A 17,410-nucleotide genomic window follows, 5' to 3' on the forward strand; every position below is an offset into this window, starting at 1 on the left:
CATGGAGAAAAATTTTAAAGGCTTTTTCAATTGTACAAGTCAAGAAGAACTCTTTGCATTTAGAGAAGAATTACTGAAAAAGGATGAAAATGGGTGTCAAGAACTACTTGTAAGAAGTCAACGGTTTGTTTCTGGGGAATATCTTTTTGATAACGCCTGGGATATGGAAAGAACGCACGAACCTGTTTTCTGGCAAGTAGCAGACATTGAGTGGTCAACTAGTCCAAATGGGGATATGGAATGGCTTTATATGTTGCATCGCCATCGCTTTTTAGTTGATGTAGGAGTGGCCTATTTGTTAACAGAAGAGCCAGCGTATCAAGAATATCTTGAATGTTTTTTACACGCATTTCTTCAACATAATCCACTAAATCAAACAACGAAACAGTCTAGCTGGCGAACAATTGATGTGGGGCTGCGTGTGGTTAATTGGTTGAAATTAATTGAAATGAATCGCTTCTTGCCACTTTTTTCGGACGAATTGAAGCAGGAATTGGAAGCAGCTCTCGAAAGTCAAGGAGCATATCTCTACGAAAATTTATCGATTGAAAGAGGACAGAGCAACTGGCAGATTTTAGAAATTGCAGGGTTGTATAGTTTAAGTCTAGCTTTTCCCACGTTCGAGAAGGCAGCTTTATGGCGAATAGAAAGTCTCGTTTATTTAACGCATTCATTAGCTTTACAAGTGGAAGCAGATGGCATGCAACGAGAACAATCTTTTCTGTATCACAATGAAGTTTTGCTTTATTTATTGGAAATTTTACAACTCGCACAAAGGGCAGAAACGGATGTGCCAGAACAAATTGTTGACTATGCGAAACAATTAGCAAAAGCGGCCAGCTTGTTTGTGAAACCAAACGGTCAGCAACCTATGTATGGCGATAGCGACCAAGAAGATATGACAGGGTTATTGCAATATGCAGAAGTTATTTTAACTAATCCAGAAGAACAAACAAAAAAAAATCAAGCAAATTTAACCTTTTTTGCAAAAATGTCATTAGGAAGAGGACAATTTCCGATTACCAATCGCTTTTTATTGAAAGAAGCTTTTCATCATTTTGAACAAGCAGGGATTATGATTGCGAAAAGTCCGCTGACGTATCATTTGTTTAAGTGCGGACCTCTGGGCGGCGGACATGGACATGATGATTTACTCCATATTGACTTAGCTTATCAAGGTAAAGACATCTTGATTGATTCAGGTCGATACAGCTATGAATTAAGTAAACATCGACTGGCTTTCAAAGAAGCAACAGCGCATAATACCATCGTGATTGATCAAGAAAACTTTAATCAACATACAGATGCGTGGGACAGCATCAAAGTTGCGACCCCAATCAATCAAAAAGCCAGCGAAAAGTCAGGTATCCAGTTTTTTGAAGGTGGTCATCTAGGTTACTTTACATTAGCTGATCCAGTGTACGTTGATCGTAAAGTGATTCATTTTCCGGAAGGATTCAGCCTCGTTAGTGACAACTATATTTGTCACGGAAATCATGAAATTGAAACGTTTTTTCATGTTGATTCATCAGTAGTTCAACAAAAACAACAGACACTGATTTTCCCAGAATTAGATTATGAGATTTCATGTTTGGCGAAAGAAGCACAGTGGGAATGCTACGAAAAAAATAGCGCACCAACCTACAATGAATTACGAAAAATCACTTGTGCTGTCTCAAAGAAAAACATCCAAGGAACAACTGCAACAACTTATCTTCTAAATCCGCAGGGACTGATTACAAAAGTTGAGAAACTACCCATTTACTCAGAAGCAGAGCAACAACCAGATGAAGTAGTGGAAGCAATCAAAATTCAGTTGAAAGATCGCACGCAAAAACTAATTCTGATCCAACATCAAGAACCTGCCCATGGGCGAAGAGCGTATTTTGTTGAGGGAGCATACTATTATGGTCGAGTAGTCGTAGCTACCGACCAAGAAAAAATCGTTTTGTATTAAATTGGAGGGCAATATGCTAACAAAAGAAAAAGTTGCACAAGAACTTGAATTTGTTTATCAAAAAATCATTGATAATCTGTCAACATTTGAAACCTTAGTGCCAGCAGCAGTTTCTAAAAATTATCGTTATCCAGCTGTTGAAAATGCGGATTGGACAGATGGCTTTTGGATCGGTATGCTACATCTGGCTCAAGGCTATCGCCCAGATGAGCGAATCCAACAAGTGATTACCAAACAGCTAGAAGTGTTTCAGCAACGACTAGACGAAGAAATCGTTTTGAACCATCATGATATTGGCTTTCTATATTCCTTAGCAGCAGTGGCTGACTATCGCGAAAACAATACAGCTTCTTCACGAAAAATGGCGCTTCAAGCCGCGGATGTTTTGATGCGACGTTATAACGAAACAGCGAAGATTTTTCAAGCATGGGGTGACCTATCTGATAAAGAACAACAAGGTCGAATGATTATTGACTGCAATATGAATTTGCCTTTACTGTATTTTGCTTCGGATGAAACAGGAGATGCGCGTTATCGAGAAGCGGCTAAAAATCATGTGAAGTTGGCACAGAAGTATTTGATTCGTGAGGATTATTCGACTTTTCACACGTATTATATGGATATTGAGACAGGGAACCCTCGTTTTGGCGCGACAGCGCAAGGCTACGCGGACGATTCCTGTTGGGCAAGAGGCCAAGCGTGGGGAATCTATGGATTTCCAATTAGTTTTACTCATATAGGAGATGCAACGCTACTAGAGTCTGCTTGTCATTTAGCAGATTATTATTTAGCCCATTTGCCGGAAGATAAAATTGCGTATTGGGATCTTTTTTTTGTAGATGGTGACGAAGAAAGAGACACATCTGCATCAGCAATTACGGTTTGTGGTTTGTTGGAGTTGGCAAAACAGTTACCATTAACGGATACACGACGCCAAAAATATGAAGAGGTTGCGCAAGAAATCATGGTTAATCTGATGAATTACACGACAAAAAATGATCCTGAATCAAATGGTTTGTTAGTTCAAGGCGTGTACTCTAAGCCTGGCGGGACAGGCATTGATGAATGCACTATGTGGGGAGACTATTTTTATTTTGAGGCACTGACACGTTTATATCGAAGTTGGGCAACTTATTGGTAGGAGGAAACAACATGAAAATTCATTATTTAGGCACGGCGGCTGCGGAAAGAGTTCCTGGTATTTTTTGTAACTGTCGTATTTGTCGCTATGCACGAGAACATGGTGGAAAAGACTTACGAACTCAGACGCAAACCTTAATAGATGAGGGAGATTTATTAATTGATTTTCCTGGAGATAGCTATTTTCATTTACGGGAACATCAGTTGAATTTCAATGAGATTGAACATTTACTGATCACACATTGGCACAGCGATCATTTATATGCAGAAGATTTAGCTTTTCGGATGAGCTCTTATGCCAATGATTTGGATAAAAAGCTAACTGTCTATGGCAATGCAACTGTTCATCGCTTCTTTGATCGCGCATTTGAACTGGAAAAAATGATTGAACCTGAACGGATTGAGTTTCAAGAATTAGCGCCATTTGAAAAGTATCAAATTGGGGAGTATCAAGTTCATACATTACCAGCTGTACATGGTCAAAAAAATGGGGATTGCTTCATTTATGTGATCGAACGCGGAGAAAAGCGATTATTTTATACACAGGATACAGGTTTTCCAACCAATGAAGTTTTGGATTATTTAGAAGCGAATCAATTGAAACTAGATGCGATATCCTTGGATTGTACAGGACAAAACATGACGTATGTAGGTGGGATTCACATGAACTTAGGCGAAAATTTACGACTGATCCAAGCGTTGTCTGAAAGAGGATTATGTGATGAAAAGACGACTTATGTTCTCAGTCATTTCTCTCATAATGGCGGTTTGACACATCAAGAAATGAAAGAATTAGCAGATGAGTATCAAATGTTGACAGCTTATGATGGGATGAAGATTGAAATTTAAAGATAAGAGCGGAGCAAAACGTGAGAATGTTTTGCTCCATTTTTTTCTACTATTAGAATCAATTTATTTTTTTGCAAATGAATGAGTATGCCCAAAACACATTGTTTTTCTGACGCATGGTATAATAAAGCTATAAAACTTTCAATAGATAGGTTCCAACGCGTCAAGAGTTCAATCTTTGAGAACAAACCAAACATCGGTGGAAATGGGAGGGATTAGGATGGAAGAAACAGTTTTTTTTAATTTAGGAAATGCGTTAGCAGCTAAACGTGATCCAAAAGAATTGATTCGTGAAGCACAAATCGTGAAAGACCAACGCCAGCCATTGGGAAAATTGGTCATTGTAGAAGACGAATCAAGTGGAGAACATATTTTGTTTGAATTAGCGAACCAAGAAGAAAAATCGGAGCAGACAAAAGAGTTCAAGGTGAAGCAAGTGATTGATTAAGTAAAAATAATTCAATAAAACAGGCGAACTAGTGAAGAATGGTATGGGAAACTTAGTTGCCTGTTTTTTTGTGGGCTAGTGCTAGCTAATTTGTTCGCCTACTTAGACGAGAATCAGAAAATAGCACAACTTTCTATGATGTGGGAATTGTTTATCTTCTTTCTTCATTGATTGAAACAACAAGCACTCTACCTCCAATACCTAAACAAAAAATCCACCAACCATTAGTCGATTGCTAATGATTGGTGGATTTTTTTATTGTTTGCTACGAGCAATGACTCGACGAACTTTGGAAATCGAGTCACGCGCTTCTTCTTGATTATAGAACATCAAAATAACGTAGAGCGAGTCCATGATACTTAGTTGAGAAATCCGCGAAGCTAAAGCTTCAGAACGAAATTCTGTTTCTTCTGCAATGGAAATAAAGACCACATCACCAAGCTTAGCCAAAGGAGAATTTGCCTGACTTGTGACGACAATTGCTTTGGCTCCAGTAGCTTTGACTGTCTCTGCTAAACGAATCGTTTCTTTTGATTGACCTGTATGGGAAATCAAAATTGAACAATCAGTAGGTGTCAAAAGAGAAGCTTCCATTAATTGAATATGGTAATCCGTGCTGTGAAAGACTGAGATTGGTGAACGTAAAAATTTGTGATAAGCATCAGTCGCAACAATTTCAGACCCACCGACACCAAAGAAGAATAAACGATCAGAAGTGTTGATCAAATCAACCGCTTGTTTTAAATCTTCTTGTCGTAATAATCTTTGAGTGTCATTCAAAGTAGTGATATTTGAATCAAACACTTTTTGTGCCATAGTCAGTTCTGTATCATTTTGATCAATATTTTCATGGATCGCGATCGCAGAAAAATCATTTTCTTGAATGAGCATCGCCATTTTGAAATCTTTGAATCCATTGTAACCAAGTTTTTTCGTAAATTGAAAAAAAGTGGAGTCAGCGATTCCAAGTTCATTCGCTAAATCACTAATGGAACTGTGAGCTACTTTACTTGAATTTTCTAGCACGTAATCTGCAATGGCTTGCTCCTTTGGACTGAAATCATTGTACATCGTTCTTATTTGTAAGCGAATGGATACAGACATATGTGTTCCCCCTTTACTCTCTAAATAAAGGATATAATGTTTCGCTAAAAAAATCAAACGAAAAAATTTTTATTTTTTGTGTTTACAAAAAAATATTTTTTTGTATAATGAAGTTATAGAAATGGAGGCGCTATCATGGAAGTGAGTTTTGTTGGATTAGGTAAGATGGGGATGAACTTAGCAATCAATTTGAAAGAGCGTGGCTATGATGTGAAGGGGACAGACTTAGCTGAAGAAACATTGAACATTGCAAGCTATGAAGGAATCAAAACGTTTCAAACAGTCGAAGACTTACTATCTTCTTATCAAGAAGAGAAGCTAAAGCAAAAAATTATTTGGTTGATGTTACCCGCAGGAGCCCCAACTGATCGAGTGTTAGAACAATTGTTACCACTGTTAGCACCAAAGGATATTGTGATTGAAGGTGGAAACTCAAATTATCAAGATTCAGTTCGAAGAGCAGCAATCTTTGAAGAACGTGGTATTTATTATTTTGATTGTGGAACATCAGGTGGGATTTCGGGTGCAAGGAACAATGCGTGCCTGATGATTGGCGGAAACAAAGCAATCTTTTTATCAATCGAGCAGTTATTTAAAGACCTTGCAATTGAAAACGGTTACTTGTATGCAGGTCCAGCTGGAAGTGGTCACTTTTTGAAAATGATTCACAATGGAATCGAATATGGCATGATGCAAGCAATTGGTGAAGGCTTCCAATTAGTCGAACAAAGCGACTATGATTTCGATTTGGCAGAGGTAGCTCGTGTTTGGAATCATGGTTCCGTTATTCGAGGGTGGTTAATGGAAATTGCAGAAGAACAATTTCGTCAAAGTCCTGAATTGGCAGATTATCGCGGAATTGTAGCTGCTTCTGGTGAGGCAAAGTGGACAGTAGAAACAGCGTTAGCAATGGATGTCCCTGTCCCAGTGATTGCCATGAGTTTATTCATGAGGAATCTGTCACAGGAAGAAGACAGTTTTTCCGCAAAAGTAGTTTCTGCTTTGCGAAATGGCTTTGGAGGTCATGAAGTAATCAAAAAAGAATGAAAGGAGTAAGCAAATGTCTAAGTATCAAATCGCAATTGTGAATTCGAGTAGTTTTGGCAAAATATTTCCTGAACATTTACAACGATTAGAAGCGCTAGGAACTGTCAAACATTTTACTGTAGATGGTGAGATATCTGGAAAAGAACTGGCAGAAGTGTTGCACGGCTACAATGTGATTATTGCTAGTGTTACCCCATTTTTTACGAAAGAATTTTTTGAGTACAAAGATGAACTACGTTTGATTTCTCGGCATGGTATTGGATATAACAACATCGACCTCGAAGCAGCAAAAGAAAAGGGAACAATCGTTTCGATCATTCCAGCATTGGTTGAGCGTGATGCTGTAGCCGAAAACAATATCACAAACTTGTTAGCTATTTTAAGATGTACAGTTGAAGCAGATTCTAGTGTGAAAAAGGATCACTGGGAAGATCGTGCACAATTTATTGGTCGGGCCCTTTTCAATAAAACGGTTGGCGTAATCGGAGTTGGAAACACAGGAAGCTGTGTGGTCGAAATTTTACGAAATGGTTTTCGGTGTGAAGTTCTGGCATATGATCCTTATAAATCAGATTTGTATTTACAAAGCTTTGGTGCCAAAAAAGTCGAACTGGATGAATTGCTTGCTTCAGCCGATATAATCTGTCTATGTGCCAATCTCACAGAAGAAAATTATCATATGATTTCAACGGCTGAAATCAAAAAGATGAAGGATCAAGTTTATCTATCGAATAGTGCGAGAGGCGCTTTGATCGATGAGGAAGCACTGGTTGCAGGGCTAAAATCAGGAAAAATCGCTGGTTTTGCTACAGATGTCTTGGAGGAAGAACCAGGAAGAAAAGATCATCCTTATCTATCATTTGAAAATGTTGTAATGACCCCACACACCTCTGCTTATACAAGGGAATGCTTAGAAGAGATGGGGAAAAAGTGTGTTGAAGATGTCGAGCGAATTGTTGCTGGTCGTTTGCCTGAACGAGCAGTCCAAAGTCAGAGCTATTATTTAGTATAAAAATCAGTTGATAAAATCAATTCTCGGAATAAAGGTCGTTAGGTCAAAACAAAAATGAACGAAGGTTTAGGGGAGGACTTATGGAAAATTTAAGTATCATACAAAGCTTATTGATTGCCTTATGGGTTGCAGCTATCATGTCAAGATGGCTTGGCGGAGGGGCAACATTAACACTTCGATTTTCGCCATTGATGACAGGGTTAGTTGTCGGAGTCATTATGGGAAATGTGGCGCAAGCAATGATTATCACGGCATCATTACAAATGATTTATATGGGTGTTTTTTCACCTGGAGGTTCAATGCCAGCTGAACCATCCATTGCAGCAGCGGTTGCCGTTCCAGTAGCACTTTTAGGAGATCTTTCACCTGAGGCAGCGATTGCAGTGGCGGTTCCAGTAGGATTATTAGGAAGTTATTTATATCAATTACGTTTTTTTATCAATACATTTTTAGGAAAGTATACCGATAAAGCTGTTGAAGATTTGAACGATAAAGCAATTAAACGTTCGATCATTTTATATCCAACCTTAGCTTCATTTCTATTATTCGTACCATTAGTATTTATTGCGCTTTACTTAGGGGCACCAATTATTGCCGATGTGATTACGGCTTTAGAAGGAACCGTCGTGATTCATATTTTAGAGGTTGTTGGTGGCGGTTTAGCGGCAATTGGGATTGCTACAACAGTGTATGTTATTGGTCGAAAAGATTACATGGTGTTCTTCTTCTTGGCTTATTTCTTAAGTGTTGTCTTCAAATCATTAGAAATCACGATGGTAACTTACGCAATTTTTGGTGTATTGATTGCTTTGATTTTCGTGAAATCACAACAAGGAAAACATGTCCAAGCAGCTGCTGACAATGGTAATGGTACTGCAACGACGACAACATTCGATGATGATGACGATGACTACGATGATGGATTCTAAGTGAAGTAAGGAGGAAGAATGATGACAGAAGCAATTGAAAAAACACAAGTAAACAATCAAGCACCAGAAGAAATCACCAAAAAAGATGTGACGAAAGCCTATTTACGTTGGCATTTCGCGAATGAAATCCCGCACTCATTTGAACGCTATTTGGCACCATCCTTACTTTATGGAATGATGCCGATTTTGAAAAAATTGTATAAAGATGACGATGCTAGAAGAGCTGCTTATAAGCGTCAATTGTTGTTCTTCAATACCCAGTTAAGTTGGGGTGGTGGCGTAATCACTGGTTTGATGTCTTCGATGGAACAACAACGCGCAGAAGAAGAATATACTGACAGCGAAGTTTTGATGCAAGATGATTTGATGTACAACACAAAAGCTGGTTTGATGGGGGCATTGGCAGGAATCGGGGATGCGATTGACTCAGGAACTGTTCAATATATCTTTATCGCAATCGCAGTTCCATGGGCACAACAAGGAAGCGCGTTAGGTGCATTGTTCCCATTCATTTGTTTTGCCACGTATCAAGCGATTTTAGGCGTGTTCTTTGCAAGACAAGCTTTTGCAATGGGGCGGAATGCTACTGGTTTGATGCAAAGCACCGGCATCCAAACAGCAATTGAAACATTATCTGTTTTAGGACTGTTCATGATGGGTGTCTTAGCTGGTAATTATGTCAAAGTAGAATCAACCTTGAAGTTTGTTATTTCTGGTAAAGATTTCGTCATTCAAGATATCTTGGACCAAATTGTTCCAGGCTTGTTGCCATTGGCAGTCGTGATGGGTGTGTATTGGTTCTATACCAAGAAAGGATTGAAGGTAACCCAAGCATTACTCTGGCTAACCTTGATTTTGATTGTCCTAGCAGGTATCGGAATTTTATAAAAATTAAAGGAAGTGTTTTTGATGGGAAAAGTAAACTTAGCACGTGTAGATGAACGTTTGATCCATGGTCAAGTAATGGTGACTTTGTCACAAAAGAGTGGTGTCAATTCCATTTTTGTAGTGGATGATGTTGTAGCAAAAGATAAATTCATGCGCGATCTTTATAAAAACGCGGGGAGTCGTACAGGTCAAAAAACGATTGTTATCACAAGTGATAAAGCTAAATTTTACTGGGATGAATATGAATTTAAAGAGTATAACTGTATCTTGATTGCTAAAACAGTTAGTGTGATTTATGACTTAGTCAAACATGGTGTGCCAATGAAAGAACTAAATATTGGCGGGATTGCTCAAAAGGATCCAGAAAAAGATTTATTAGTAACCAAATCAGTTTATTTAAATAAAGAAGATGCGCAAAAACTAAAAGAATTGAACGAAGACTATGGGGTTGAGAACATTTATTTCCAAGCAACACCATCTGCACCAAAATCAACGTTAAAAGATATTTTAAGCAAATTTGATTTGTAAAATCACGTAGAAGGATAAGCAAATGGAGTCTGGGATTGAGCACCAGACTCTTAAAATAAAGGAGCAAGAATAGGTGGGAGTACGATGCAAAAAAAGGAACGTTTTCAAGATTGGTTATTTCGTTACCAATATGTCTATCGCTTACGGCGCACACACAAACAAAAAACAAGATTTATCTCAGCCATCATTGCAGATATTTTACCGATGCGAGAAGACGTACAAGTCATTGAATATAACCAGCAAAAAAGAACTTCTTCCAGAAATATTTACATTGGCGATGTTGAAAATGCCGAGCGAGTGATTTGCACGTATTATGACACCCCACCTAGACATGCTGGGGCATATGCTTTGTTTCAGCGAAAAGAACAAGCGAAGGCTACGACCAAATTTATTTTACTGGGCACAGTTAGTCTGATTTTTATCGGCTTAATAGCGACGATTCTTTACTTAATGAAACAAACATTGACGTTTGATGTGACGACTTTGAGTACTTGGCTCGTAATTGCTGTCTTTGCTAGTTATTTTTATTTTTTAGGCAAGGTCACTCAAGGGTTATCGAACCGTAAAAATCTTGTTCGGAACACGTCATCTATCTTGACGCTGCTAGCAATGATGGAAGAATCAGATGAAAAAACAGCCTACGCATTGCTTGATGAAGGATGTTTTGGTGAGCAAGGAGTTGCTGTATTACAAAGTGTCATCAAGAAAAATTGTGAAGTGTACGTATTGGATAGTGTTGGGGCAAAGGCACCATTGAGAGTACTAGGTGCGCCTAAGAAAACCAGTGAAGCTGCTAAAAAAGCCGGCATCGTAGTTGTGTCCGAACAATTGTTAGAAAAACAGCCAATGTATTTATTTAGTGGTGAAAATCAAGCGGAAACAACTGACTTTTATTTAAGTCGAGCGATGCTCGATCAAAAAGAACTTAATATGGAAAATATCGCAAAAGTGATGACTTTTTTTAAAAAAAATGAATCAAAATTGTCTGTCGAGGAGGAAGCATCATGTTAGGGATCGTGATTGCAACACATGGTACGTTGAGTGAAGGATTAAAAGATGCAGCCACAGTGATTATTGGGGCAACGAATAATACAGCAACAGTTAGTTTGAACCAAGCAGATGATGTACAACTGTTAGGTAAAAAAATCGGAGAAGCAATTCATGAAGTCAATCAAGAAAACGGCGTCATTGTACTAACAGATTTAGTAAGTGCTAGTCCTTACAATCAGTCAGTATTAGCTGTTAGTCAATTAGAACCAGCACTTCAAGAACAAGTGTATGTCATTGGCGGTGTTAACCTACCGATGCTATTGGAAACAATCAATCATCAATTGATCAATACACCACTAGAACAAATCGTTCCAGCTGTGCTTGCTCAAGGCGTAGATAGTTTACAAGCATGGCACGTGTCAATGACTGAAGAAAATGATGAAGAAGATGACTTTTAAAGGAGGCGTAAGCCAAGATGAAGTGGGGATTTAGATGGTATGGTCAAGGGGACTCGATTCCGCTGGAAAATGTAGGCCAAATTCCGGGTATCAATGGAATCGTAGGCACTTTGTTAGATAAGCTACCCGGTGATGTCTGGGAAGTTGATGAAATTCAGGAATTAAAAGATTCGGTTGAAGCTGGGAATTTAGAATTATTGGGGATTGAAAGTGTAGCCATTCATGATGCAATCAAAGCAGGGACTGCTGAGAGAGATCATTACATTGATAATTATATCCAGACAATCAAAAATTTGTCGAAGTGTGGCGTGCATTTGATTTGTTATAGCTTTAAGCCGATTTTTGGTTGGGCAAAGACCAATTTGTTTTATGAAAATACAGATGGCAGCTTTTCATTAGTTTATGATCAGTCCGTCGTGGATGACATGCAACCAAGTGAAATGTATACATTGATCCATAGCCAATCAAAAGGATTTCGGTTACCTGGCTGGGAGAAAGAACGCCTAGATAAATTCAATCGATTGGTAGAAATTTATGAAGGTGTAACGGAAGAAATTCTATTTGACAATTTAACCTATTTCTTGCAAAAAATTATTCCAGTTTGTGAGGAAATGGATGTGAAAATGGCGATTCATCCGGATGATCCACCATGGGAAATCTTTGGCTTCCCACGCATTACAAAAAACCTAGCAGACTTAAAACGAATTTTATCAATTGTTGATTCTCCTTATAATGGAATCACGTTATGCACTGGTTCATTGGGAGCAGATCCAGCAAATGACTTGGTTGAAATCATTCATGAAGTTGGAGAACGAATCAACTTTGTCCACTTTAGAAATGTTGGTTTTATGGGAGAAAGAAAATTCAAAGAAACAGCACATTTGTCAACAGAAGGTTCGCTTGATATGTATGCGTTGATGCAAGCATTAGTGGCTGTTGGTTTTGATGGCGTGATTCGCCCAGACCATGGTCGAACGATCTGGGGCGAAGTAGCGATGCCGGGTTATGGTTTATATGACCGAGCGATGGGAATCACTTATATGCAAGGGTTATACGAAGCAATCACAAAAGCAAAAAAATAGATCACGTTTTGTGAGGGAGCGAGTTTGAAAATGCAGACAGTTCAAAGCGAAGTTTATCAAAAAATCGAGGAAGCAAAGCTATTGCCGCTTTACACTGCAACGAATCTTGACTATCTGGATCGCTTGGAAGAAATTCTGTTAACAAGTCAGTTACCAATAGTTGAAGTCACGTTTCGTAGTGAATTGGCAGAAACAGCCATCAAAAAATTAGCAAAATCTGGAAAACTGATGGTGGGTGCGGGCACTGTGCGAACATTGACACAGGCAAAGGCAGCAATTAAAAATGGTGCGAAATTTATTGTGTCACCAGCTGTGATCCCAGAAGTCATCGAATATAGTTTAGCTCAAGGTATTCCTGTATTTCCTGGAACAGCAACACCTAGTGAAATCCAACAAGCAGTGGATTATGGCATTCATATCGTCAAATTTTTTCCAGCAGATATCTATGGTGGGCTAAAGGCAATCAAGGCGTTGAGTGGGCCGTTTTATGACGTGAAATTTTTGCCAACAGGTGGCATTGATGAAATCAATGTTCTCGATTACTTGAACCATCCTCAGGTAATAGCAGTTGGCGGGTCATTTATTCTTTCAGAAACGAGTTTGAAACAAGATGACGGAGTAACTGCCAGTCAGCACCTGAACGAATTAATAGAAACAATCAAAGGAAAATCTTTCATGATAAGTGGATAAGGTTGTGAAACGTATCCAAAAGGTAAGGAATAGGTGGGACAAAACGAATAGGCGTTTTGCCCACCTTTTTGACGAGAATGACTACTTGGTGAATTAGGCGAGGAAAAGTTTTCAATAACCTGTTTTGCTTTTTCGTTAGCTATTTCCCTCGTCGCTTACTGCTGTCCTTTCTTTTCTTTTTGAGGTAGAATGAACCAACTCAAGTTATTGGAGGCTAATATGAATAAAATCGAATTATTTATTTTTGATATGGATGGACTCATGTTTGATACAGGTCGTCTTAGTTATCGAGGCTATTTCAATTCTGCAGAAAAACATGATTATGAATTGAACCATAATGTTTATTATTATTTGACAGGAAAAACAGATCCAGATATTCGTTTGGGGATGAAAGAGCTCTATGGTGAGGATGTTCCTTACAATGAATGGCGTGACTCAATGAATGTGTTTAAAAATGAACTACTGACTAAAGAAAAAACTGTTCATAAAAAATATGGCTTGGTGCCATTGCTAGATTTTGCCAAAGAACAAGGAGTTAAAATCGCTGTTGCTTCGTCATCAAAGCGAGAAAAAGTCTTAACTTATTTAGAGATGGAAGGAATTACTGACTATTTTGATGTGATATTGGCAGGAGACGAAGTTGAAGCAGGGAAACCAAATCCAGAGATTTTTTTAAAAGCGAGTCAAAAAGCAGGTATCGATCCAGCACATGCTCTTGTTTTTGAAGATTCAAGAGTTGGAATTGAAGCAGCGCGTCGTGCAGGAATTCGTTCTGTTTTAGTCGAAGATGATATCACAGATTTGCCAGTTAGAAAAGGACGCTACCCGCTGAAAAAAGATCTTTCACGTTTACGCGAACGTCCTGCACCAGCAGATTATCAGTTTCATGATTTGTTGCAAGCGAGAAATTTTTTGGCGAAAAAAGAGTTGTTTTTATAAGTATTTAGTAAATTGAAAGAAACTCAGCTGTCGATTGTGGGGCAGCTGAGCTTCTTTTTTATGCAGTCAACAAGTTGTAAACTGTTAATTATCTTTATTTAAAATTTGATTGATCTCTTGACTCAAAAGATCGGCTTTACCACCAAAAACGGCTTGAATACCACCTTTGACTTCAAAAACAGCTGTAGCACCTAGTTCCTGGATAACTTGTTTATTGACAAGCTGACCATCGGTGACAGAAACACGTAGACGAGTAGCACAAGCTTCGACTGATTCAATATTTTCTTGATTTCCAAGTGCGGTAATGATAGTTAGTGATTCTTCATATAAAGTAGTTGGTTTCTTTTCGTTTTTCTTCTCAAATTCGTTCGATGGTTCATCTGTAACTAACTCCATACCTGGAATCGCGACCTTGAATTTTTTGATACAAAATGAAAAGACAATATAATAAATAACTGCCCAAGCAAGACCAAAAGGTAGTAATTTCAACCAATTTGTTTTGTCATTTCCTTGTAAAACACCAAATAATAAGAAGTCAATGAGTCCTCCAGAGAAAGAATTACCAATCCGAATATTCAAGATATCAGCAAAATAAAAAGAGAGGCCATCTAAAAATGCGTGAATGACATATAGCCACGGTGCTACAAATAAAAACATATACTCAATAGGTTCAGTAATCCCAGTTAAGAAAGAAGTCAACGCACCACTAAAATACAATCCGCCATTTTTTTTACGGTTTTGTTTAGGAATTGCACGGTACATTGCATAACATGCAGCGGGTAACCCAAACATCATCGTAGCAAATCTTCCTGCAAAGAAGCGTGTTCCATAAGTGAAAAGACCTGTGTGACTTGAGTCTGCTAACTGAGCAAAGAAAATATTTTGTGCACCTGAGATCGTTGAACCAGCAACGGTTTCTGTTCCACCCAATGAAGTATACCAGAACAATGGATAGATCGTGTGGTGTAAGCCAACTGCACCAGTTAAACGAAGTAAAAAACCATATAAAAATGTACCTAGACTGCCCATTTGTGCAATTTGTTCACCAGCAATAACCAAGCCATTTTGTATTGGAGGCCAGATTAAATAAAAGAATGAGCCGATGAGAATTGCAGCTAAACTCGAAACGATTGGGATAAAACGAGAGCCACCAAAGAAACCAAGAAACTGCGGCAATTCGATTTTTCGATAACGATTATGCAAGAAGGCGACCGTGCCACCGATGACAATCGAACCAACGACTCCAGTATCAAGTGTGGCACCTTCAGGAGAAAAAAGTTCTAGAAATCCACTAATTGTTGCTGTATACACGAGATAGGCAACACCACCAGCTAACCCGGCCGTTCCTTTATCCCCATTTGCTAAGCCAACTGCGATACCGATCGCAAAAATCAACGCTAGATTTGCAAAGACAGCATTACCAGCAACACTCATGATACTTAAAATCGTGTGTAACCAAGGTTGAGCTAAAAGGGGATAGGCATTTATGGCGCTTTCATTTGTTAACGCGCCTCCTAGTCCAAGAAGAAGACCAGCAACAGGCAAGATAGCAATCGGGAGCATAAACGCACGACCAAGCTGTGAAAATTTTTTGAACATAGTGATTCCTCCTAGTTTAATCCATCAACAAAACGCTGAGCAATTTCTTGCGGTCGCGTAATTGCACCACCAACAACAATTCCAGCAACACCTAAATCTTTGATTTTTTTTGCTTGTTCGGGTGTGTGGATCTTTCCTTCTGCAATAACACATAAATTTGCTTCAACTAGTTTTTTGATAAGCTCAATATCGGGTCCGTTTTGGTGATTACTATCTGCTGTATAACCACTCAATGTTGTTCCAACAAAATCAACACCAGCTTCAGCAGCATTGATACCTTCTGCAAATGTGGCAATGTCTGCCATCAATAGTTGATTAGGGTATTTATCCTTGACTTGAGAAATAAAGTCATTAATCGTTAAGCCATCGTGACGTTTACGCAACGTGCAATCGAGGGCAATTACTTCCACGCCAGTTGCAACCAGTTCGTCAACTTCGCGCATTGTGGCAGTAATAAATGGTTCCTCAGGTAAATAATCACGCTTGATGATACCGATCATCGGTAAATCAACTTGTTCTTTGATTTCTAAAATATCACGAACAGAATTTGCGCGAATCCCGACAGCTCCTGCTTTTTGGGCAGCTAAAGCAAATAATGGCATCAAACCTCCTGTTTCACTGTAAAATACTTCGCCAGGTAAAGCCTGACAAGAAACAATCAATCCATGAGAAATAGTTTCTAAAAATAGTTGTTTTTCCATTCTCCTTAATTCTCCGCTTTTATTTTTATTTTTGGAGTTTAACTCCGATTGAAGTATAGCATCCGCTTACATTTGTGTAAAGTCCAAAATGGAGAATTTTGGAGATTTTTTTATTTACCTGTTTTGGAGTATAATAAAATGAATAAGTTGGAGCAAAGGAGAACCGATGAATTATATATACCTAATCCGCGAGCATTATCCATTTTTAACAAAATCTGAGAAAAAAGTAGCTGATTACATTTTGGATGCTGGAAAATCAGTGATTTACAATACGATGAGTGATATCAAAACGAAAACGCAAGTTGGGGATGCAACAATCATTCGTTTTTGTCAGAAATTAGGTTTTTCTGGTTTTTCTGATTTGAAAATCGAAATTGCGAAAGAGGATTTTAGCCAAAAAAAAGAGCAGCCAAAAGAAACAACCTATTTCACTGAAATTGCTAGTGGCGTAAAAGAAGCATTGAATGCGACCGAATCCCTACTTAATGAGCAAACGTTAGAAGAAGCTATTCAATTGATTAGTCAATCAAAGAACATTTATATTTTTGGGGTGGGATCTAGTGGAACGACTAGTTTAGATTTAGCCACTATGTTTCTACGTGTTGGTGTAAAAGCGCATGCAGTAGTAGATCCGCATATCCAAGCACAGGTTGCTTCACTATTGGATGAAGGAGACACAGTCATTGTCTTTTCATTGTCGGGAAAAACAAAAGATACGTATGACTCAATGAAACTTGCAAAAAAAAATGGCGCCAAAATTTTGGTAATTACGAATTATCTTCAATCGCCAATTGGTCGGACAGCAGATTTTGTTCTGCAAACGGCTATTGAAGAATTTTTGAATGGAGCTTCTTTAGCTGGAAAAATTTCTCAGCTTTATCTTTGCGATATTCTAGTACAAGGTTATGAAAGAAAAAATAACGTTGATTCAATCGAGTTAAGAGAAAAGGTATTGCGAGCAATCATCGATAAAAGTATCGATTAACCACTTAAGTAAATAAAACAGCAAGAAGAGGACGAACGCTAAGCTCGTCCTCTTCTTTATCTTG

At 38.4% G+C, this 17,410-nt stretch carries 18 protein-coding genes; 15 read left to right on the top strand and 3 right to left on the bottom strand.

Translation table 11 applies throughout. The features are described from left to right. Nucleotide 1: 1 nt before the first annotated feature. The 4 genes from JZO71_RS03220 to JZO71_RS03235 all read left to right on the top strand — a co-directional run bounded on the left by JZO71_RS03220 (nucleotide 2) and on the right by JZO71_RS03235 (nucleotide 4,394). Nucleotides 2-1,957 carry an alginate lyase family protein gene (locus JZO71_RS03220; RefSeq protein ID WP_206898162.1) on the top strand — a complete coding sequence of 652 codons (1,956 nt, stop codon included), beginning with the start codon at nucleotides 2-4 and terminating at the stop codon, nucleotides 1,955-1,957. Between the two features lie 13 nt (nucleotides 1,958-1,970). Then, nucleotides 1,971-3,098 (top strand): glycoside hydrolase family 88 protein, encoded by a 1,128-nt coding sequence (locus tag JZO71_RS03225; RefSeq protein ID WP_206898163.1) that lies wholly within the window; start codon nucleotides 1,971-1,973, stop codon nucleotides 3,096-3,098. 11 nt (nucleotides 3,099-3,109) lie between these two features. Further along, nucleotides 3,110-3,946 (top strand): MBL fold metallo-hydrolase, encoded by an 837-nt coding sequence (locus JZO71_RS03230; RefSeq protein WP_206898164.1) that lies wholly within the window; start codon nucleotides 3,110-3,112, stop codon nucleotides 3,944-3,946. A 220-nt stretch (nucleotides 3,947-4,166) separates the two neighbouring features. After that, a complete protein-coding gene (locus tag JZO71_RS03235; protein WP_206898165.1) occupies nucleotides 4,167-4,394 on the top strand; it encodes a hypothetical protein in 228 nt (75 codons plus the stop codon). Nucleotides 4,395-4,649: 255 nt separating this feature from the next. On the opposite strand, the gene JZO71_RS03240 is transcribed toward JZO71_RS03235, so the two are convergent. Then, nucleotides 4,650-5,498: a MurR/RpiR family transcriptional regulator gene (locus JZO71_RS03240; protein WP_206898166.1), complete on the bottom strand. Its 849-nt coding sequence runs from the start codon at nucleotides 5,496-5,498 to the stop codon at nucleotides 4,650-4,652. 135 nt (nucleotides 5,499-5,633) lie between these two features. On the opposite strand from JZO71_RS03240, the gene gnd reads away from it, so the two are divergent. The 10 genes from gnd to JZO71_RS03290 all read left to right on the top strand — a co-directional run bounded on the left by gnd (nucleotide 5,634) and on the right by JZO71_RS03290 (nucleotide 14,061). Beyond that, nucleotides 5,634-6,545, top strand: coding sequence for a phosphogluconate dehydrogenase (NAD(+)-dependent, decarboxylating) (gene gnd, locus JZO71_RS03245; RefSeq protein ID WP_206898167.1), 912 nt, complete (start codon nucleotides 5,634-5,636; stop codon nucleotides 6,543-6,545). A gap of 13 nt (nucleotides 6,546-6,558) precedes the next feature. Continuing rightward, the gene (locus JZO71_RS03250) at nucleotides 6,559-7,557 is read left to right on the top strand and encodes a D-isomer specific 2-hydroxyacid dehydrogenase family protein (protein ID WP_206898168.1); all 999 of its coding nucleotides are present in this window, start codon (nucleotides 6,559-6,561) and stop codon (nucleotides 7,555-7,557) included. Nucleotides 7,558-7,637: 80 nt separating this feature from the next. Further along, the gene (locus JZO71_RS03255) at nucleotides 7,638-8,486 is read left to right on the top strand and encodes a PTS mannose/fructose/sorbose/N-acetylgalactosamine transporter subunit IIC (RefSeq protein WP_206898169.1); all 849 of its coding nucleotides are present in this window, start codon (nucleotides 7,638-7,640) and stop codon (nucleotides 8,484-8,486) included. 21 nt (nucleotides 8,487-8,507) lie between these two features. Further along, on the top strand, nucleotides 8,508-9,374 hold the full coding sequence (locus tag JZO71_RS03260) for a PTS system mannose/fructose/sorbose family transporter subunit IID (RefSeq protein WP_206898170.1): 867 nt from the start codon (nucleotides 8,508-8,510) through the stop codon (nucleotides 9,372-9,374). A gap of 21 nt (nucleotides 9,375-9,395) precedes the next feature. Further along, entirely contained in the window at nucleotides 9,396-9,902 is a 507-nt protein-coding gene (locus tag JZO71_RS03265) for a PTS sugar transporter subunit IIB (RefSeq protein ID WP_206898171.1), read from the top strand. 84 nt (nucleotides 9,903-9,986) lie between these two features. After that, nucleotides 9,987-10,913 (top strand): hypothetical protein, encoded by a 927-nt coding sequence (locus tag JZO71_RS03270; RefSeq protein ID WP_206898172.1) that lies wholly within the window; start codon nucleotides 9,987-9,989, stop codon nucleotides 10,911-10,913. Then, nucleotides 10,907-11,350, top strand: a complete 444-nt coding sequence (locus JZO71_RS03275; RefSeq protein WP_206898173.1) for a PTS sugar transporter subunit IIA — start codon at nucleotides 10,907-10,909, stop codon at nucleotides 11,348-11,350. The genes JZO71_RS03270 and JZO71_RS03275 overlap by 7 nt, the downstream gene beginning before the upstream one ends. Before the next feature lie 17 nt (nucleotides 11,351-11,367). Continuing rightward, nucleotides 11,368-12,432, top strand: a complete 1,065-nt coding sequence (uxuA, locus tag JZO71_RS03280) for a mannonate dehydratase (RefSeq protein ID WP_206898174.1) — start codon at nucleotides 11,368-11,370, stop codon at nucleotides 12,430-12,432. A 30-nt stretch (nucleotides 12,433-12,462) separates the two neighbouring features. Then, on the top strand, nucleotides 12,463-13,122 hold the full coding sequence (locus tag JZO71_RS03285; protein WP_206898175.1) for a bifunctional 4-hydroxy-2-oxoglutarate aldolase/2-dehydro-3-deoxy-phosphogluconate aldolase: 660 nt from the start codon (nucleotides 12,463-12,465) through the stop codon (nucleotides 13,120-13,122). Between the two features lie 219 nt (nucleotides 13,123-13,341). Next, the gene (locus JZO71_RS03290; RefSeq protein ID WP_206898176.1) at nucleotides 13,342-14,061 is read left to right on the top strand and encodes an HAD family hydrolase; all 720 of its coding nucleotides are present in this window, start codon (nucleotides 13,342-13,344) and stop codon (nucleotides 14,059-14,061) included. 84 nt (nucleotides 14,062-14,145) lie between these two features. Here the strand turns inward: JZO71_RS03290 and JZO71_RS03295 are convergent, their stop codons facing one another. Both JZO71_RS03295 and JZO71_RS03300 read right to left on the bottom strand, forming a co-directional pair. Beyond that, nucleotides 14,146-15,660, bottom strand: coding sequence for a PTS transporter subunit EIIC (locus tag JZO71_RS03295; RefSeq protein WP_206898177.1), 1,515 nt, complete (start codon nucleotides 15,658-15,660; stop codon nucleotides 14,146-14,148). An 11-nt stretch (nucleotides 15,661-15,671) separates the two neighbouring features. Next, on the bottom strand, nucleotides 15,672-16,361 hold the full coding sequence (locus tag JZO71_RS03300; protein WP_206898178.1) for an N-acetylmannosamine-6-phosphate 2-epimerase: 690 nt from the start codon (nucleotides 16,359-16,361) through the stop codon (nucleotides 15,672-15,674). Nucleotides 16,362-16,527: 166 nt separating this feature from the next. Here JZO71_RS03300 and JZO71_RS03305 point away from each other — a divergent pair, with 166 nt between their 5' ends. Further along, nucleotides 16,528-17,346 carry a MurR/RpiR family transcriptional regulator gene (locus JZO71_RS03305; protein WP_206898179.1) on the top strand — a complete coding sequence of 273 codons (819 nt, stop codon included), beginning with the start codon at nucleotides 16,528-16,530 and terminating at the stop codon, nucleotides 17,344-17,346. Nucleotides 17,347-17,410: the final 64 nt, after the last annotated feature.

It is taken from the genome of Candidatus Enterococcus courvalinii (assembly GCF_017315945.1).
GTDB lineage: Bacteria > Bacillota > Bacilli > Lactobacillales > Enterococcaceae > Enterococcus_B > Enterococcus_B courvalinii.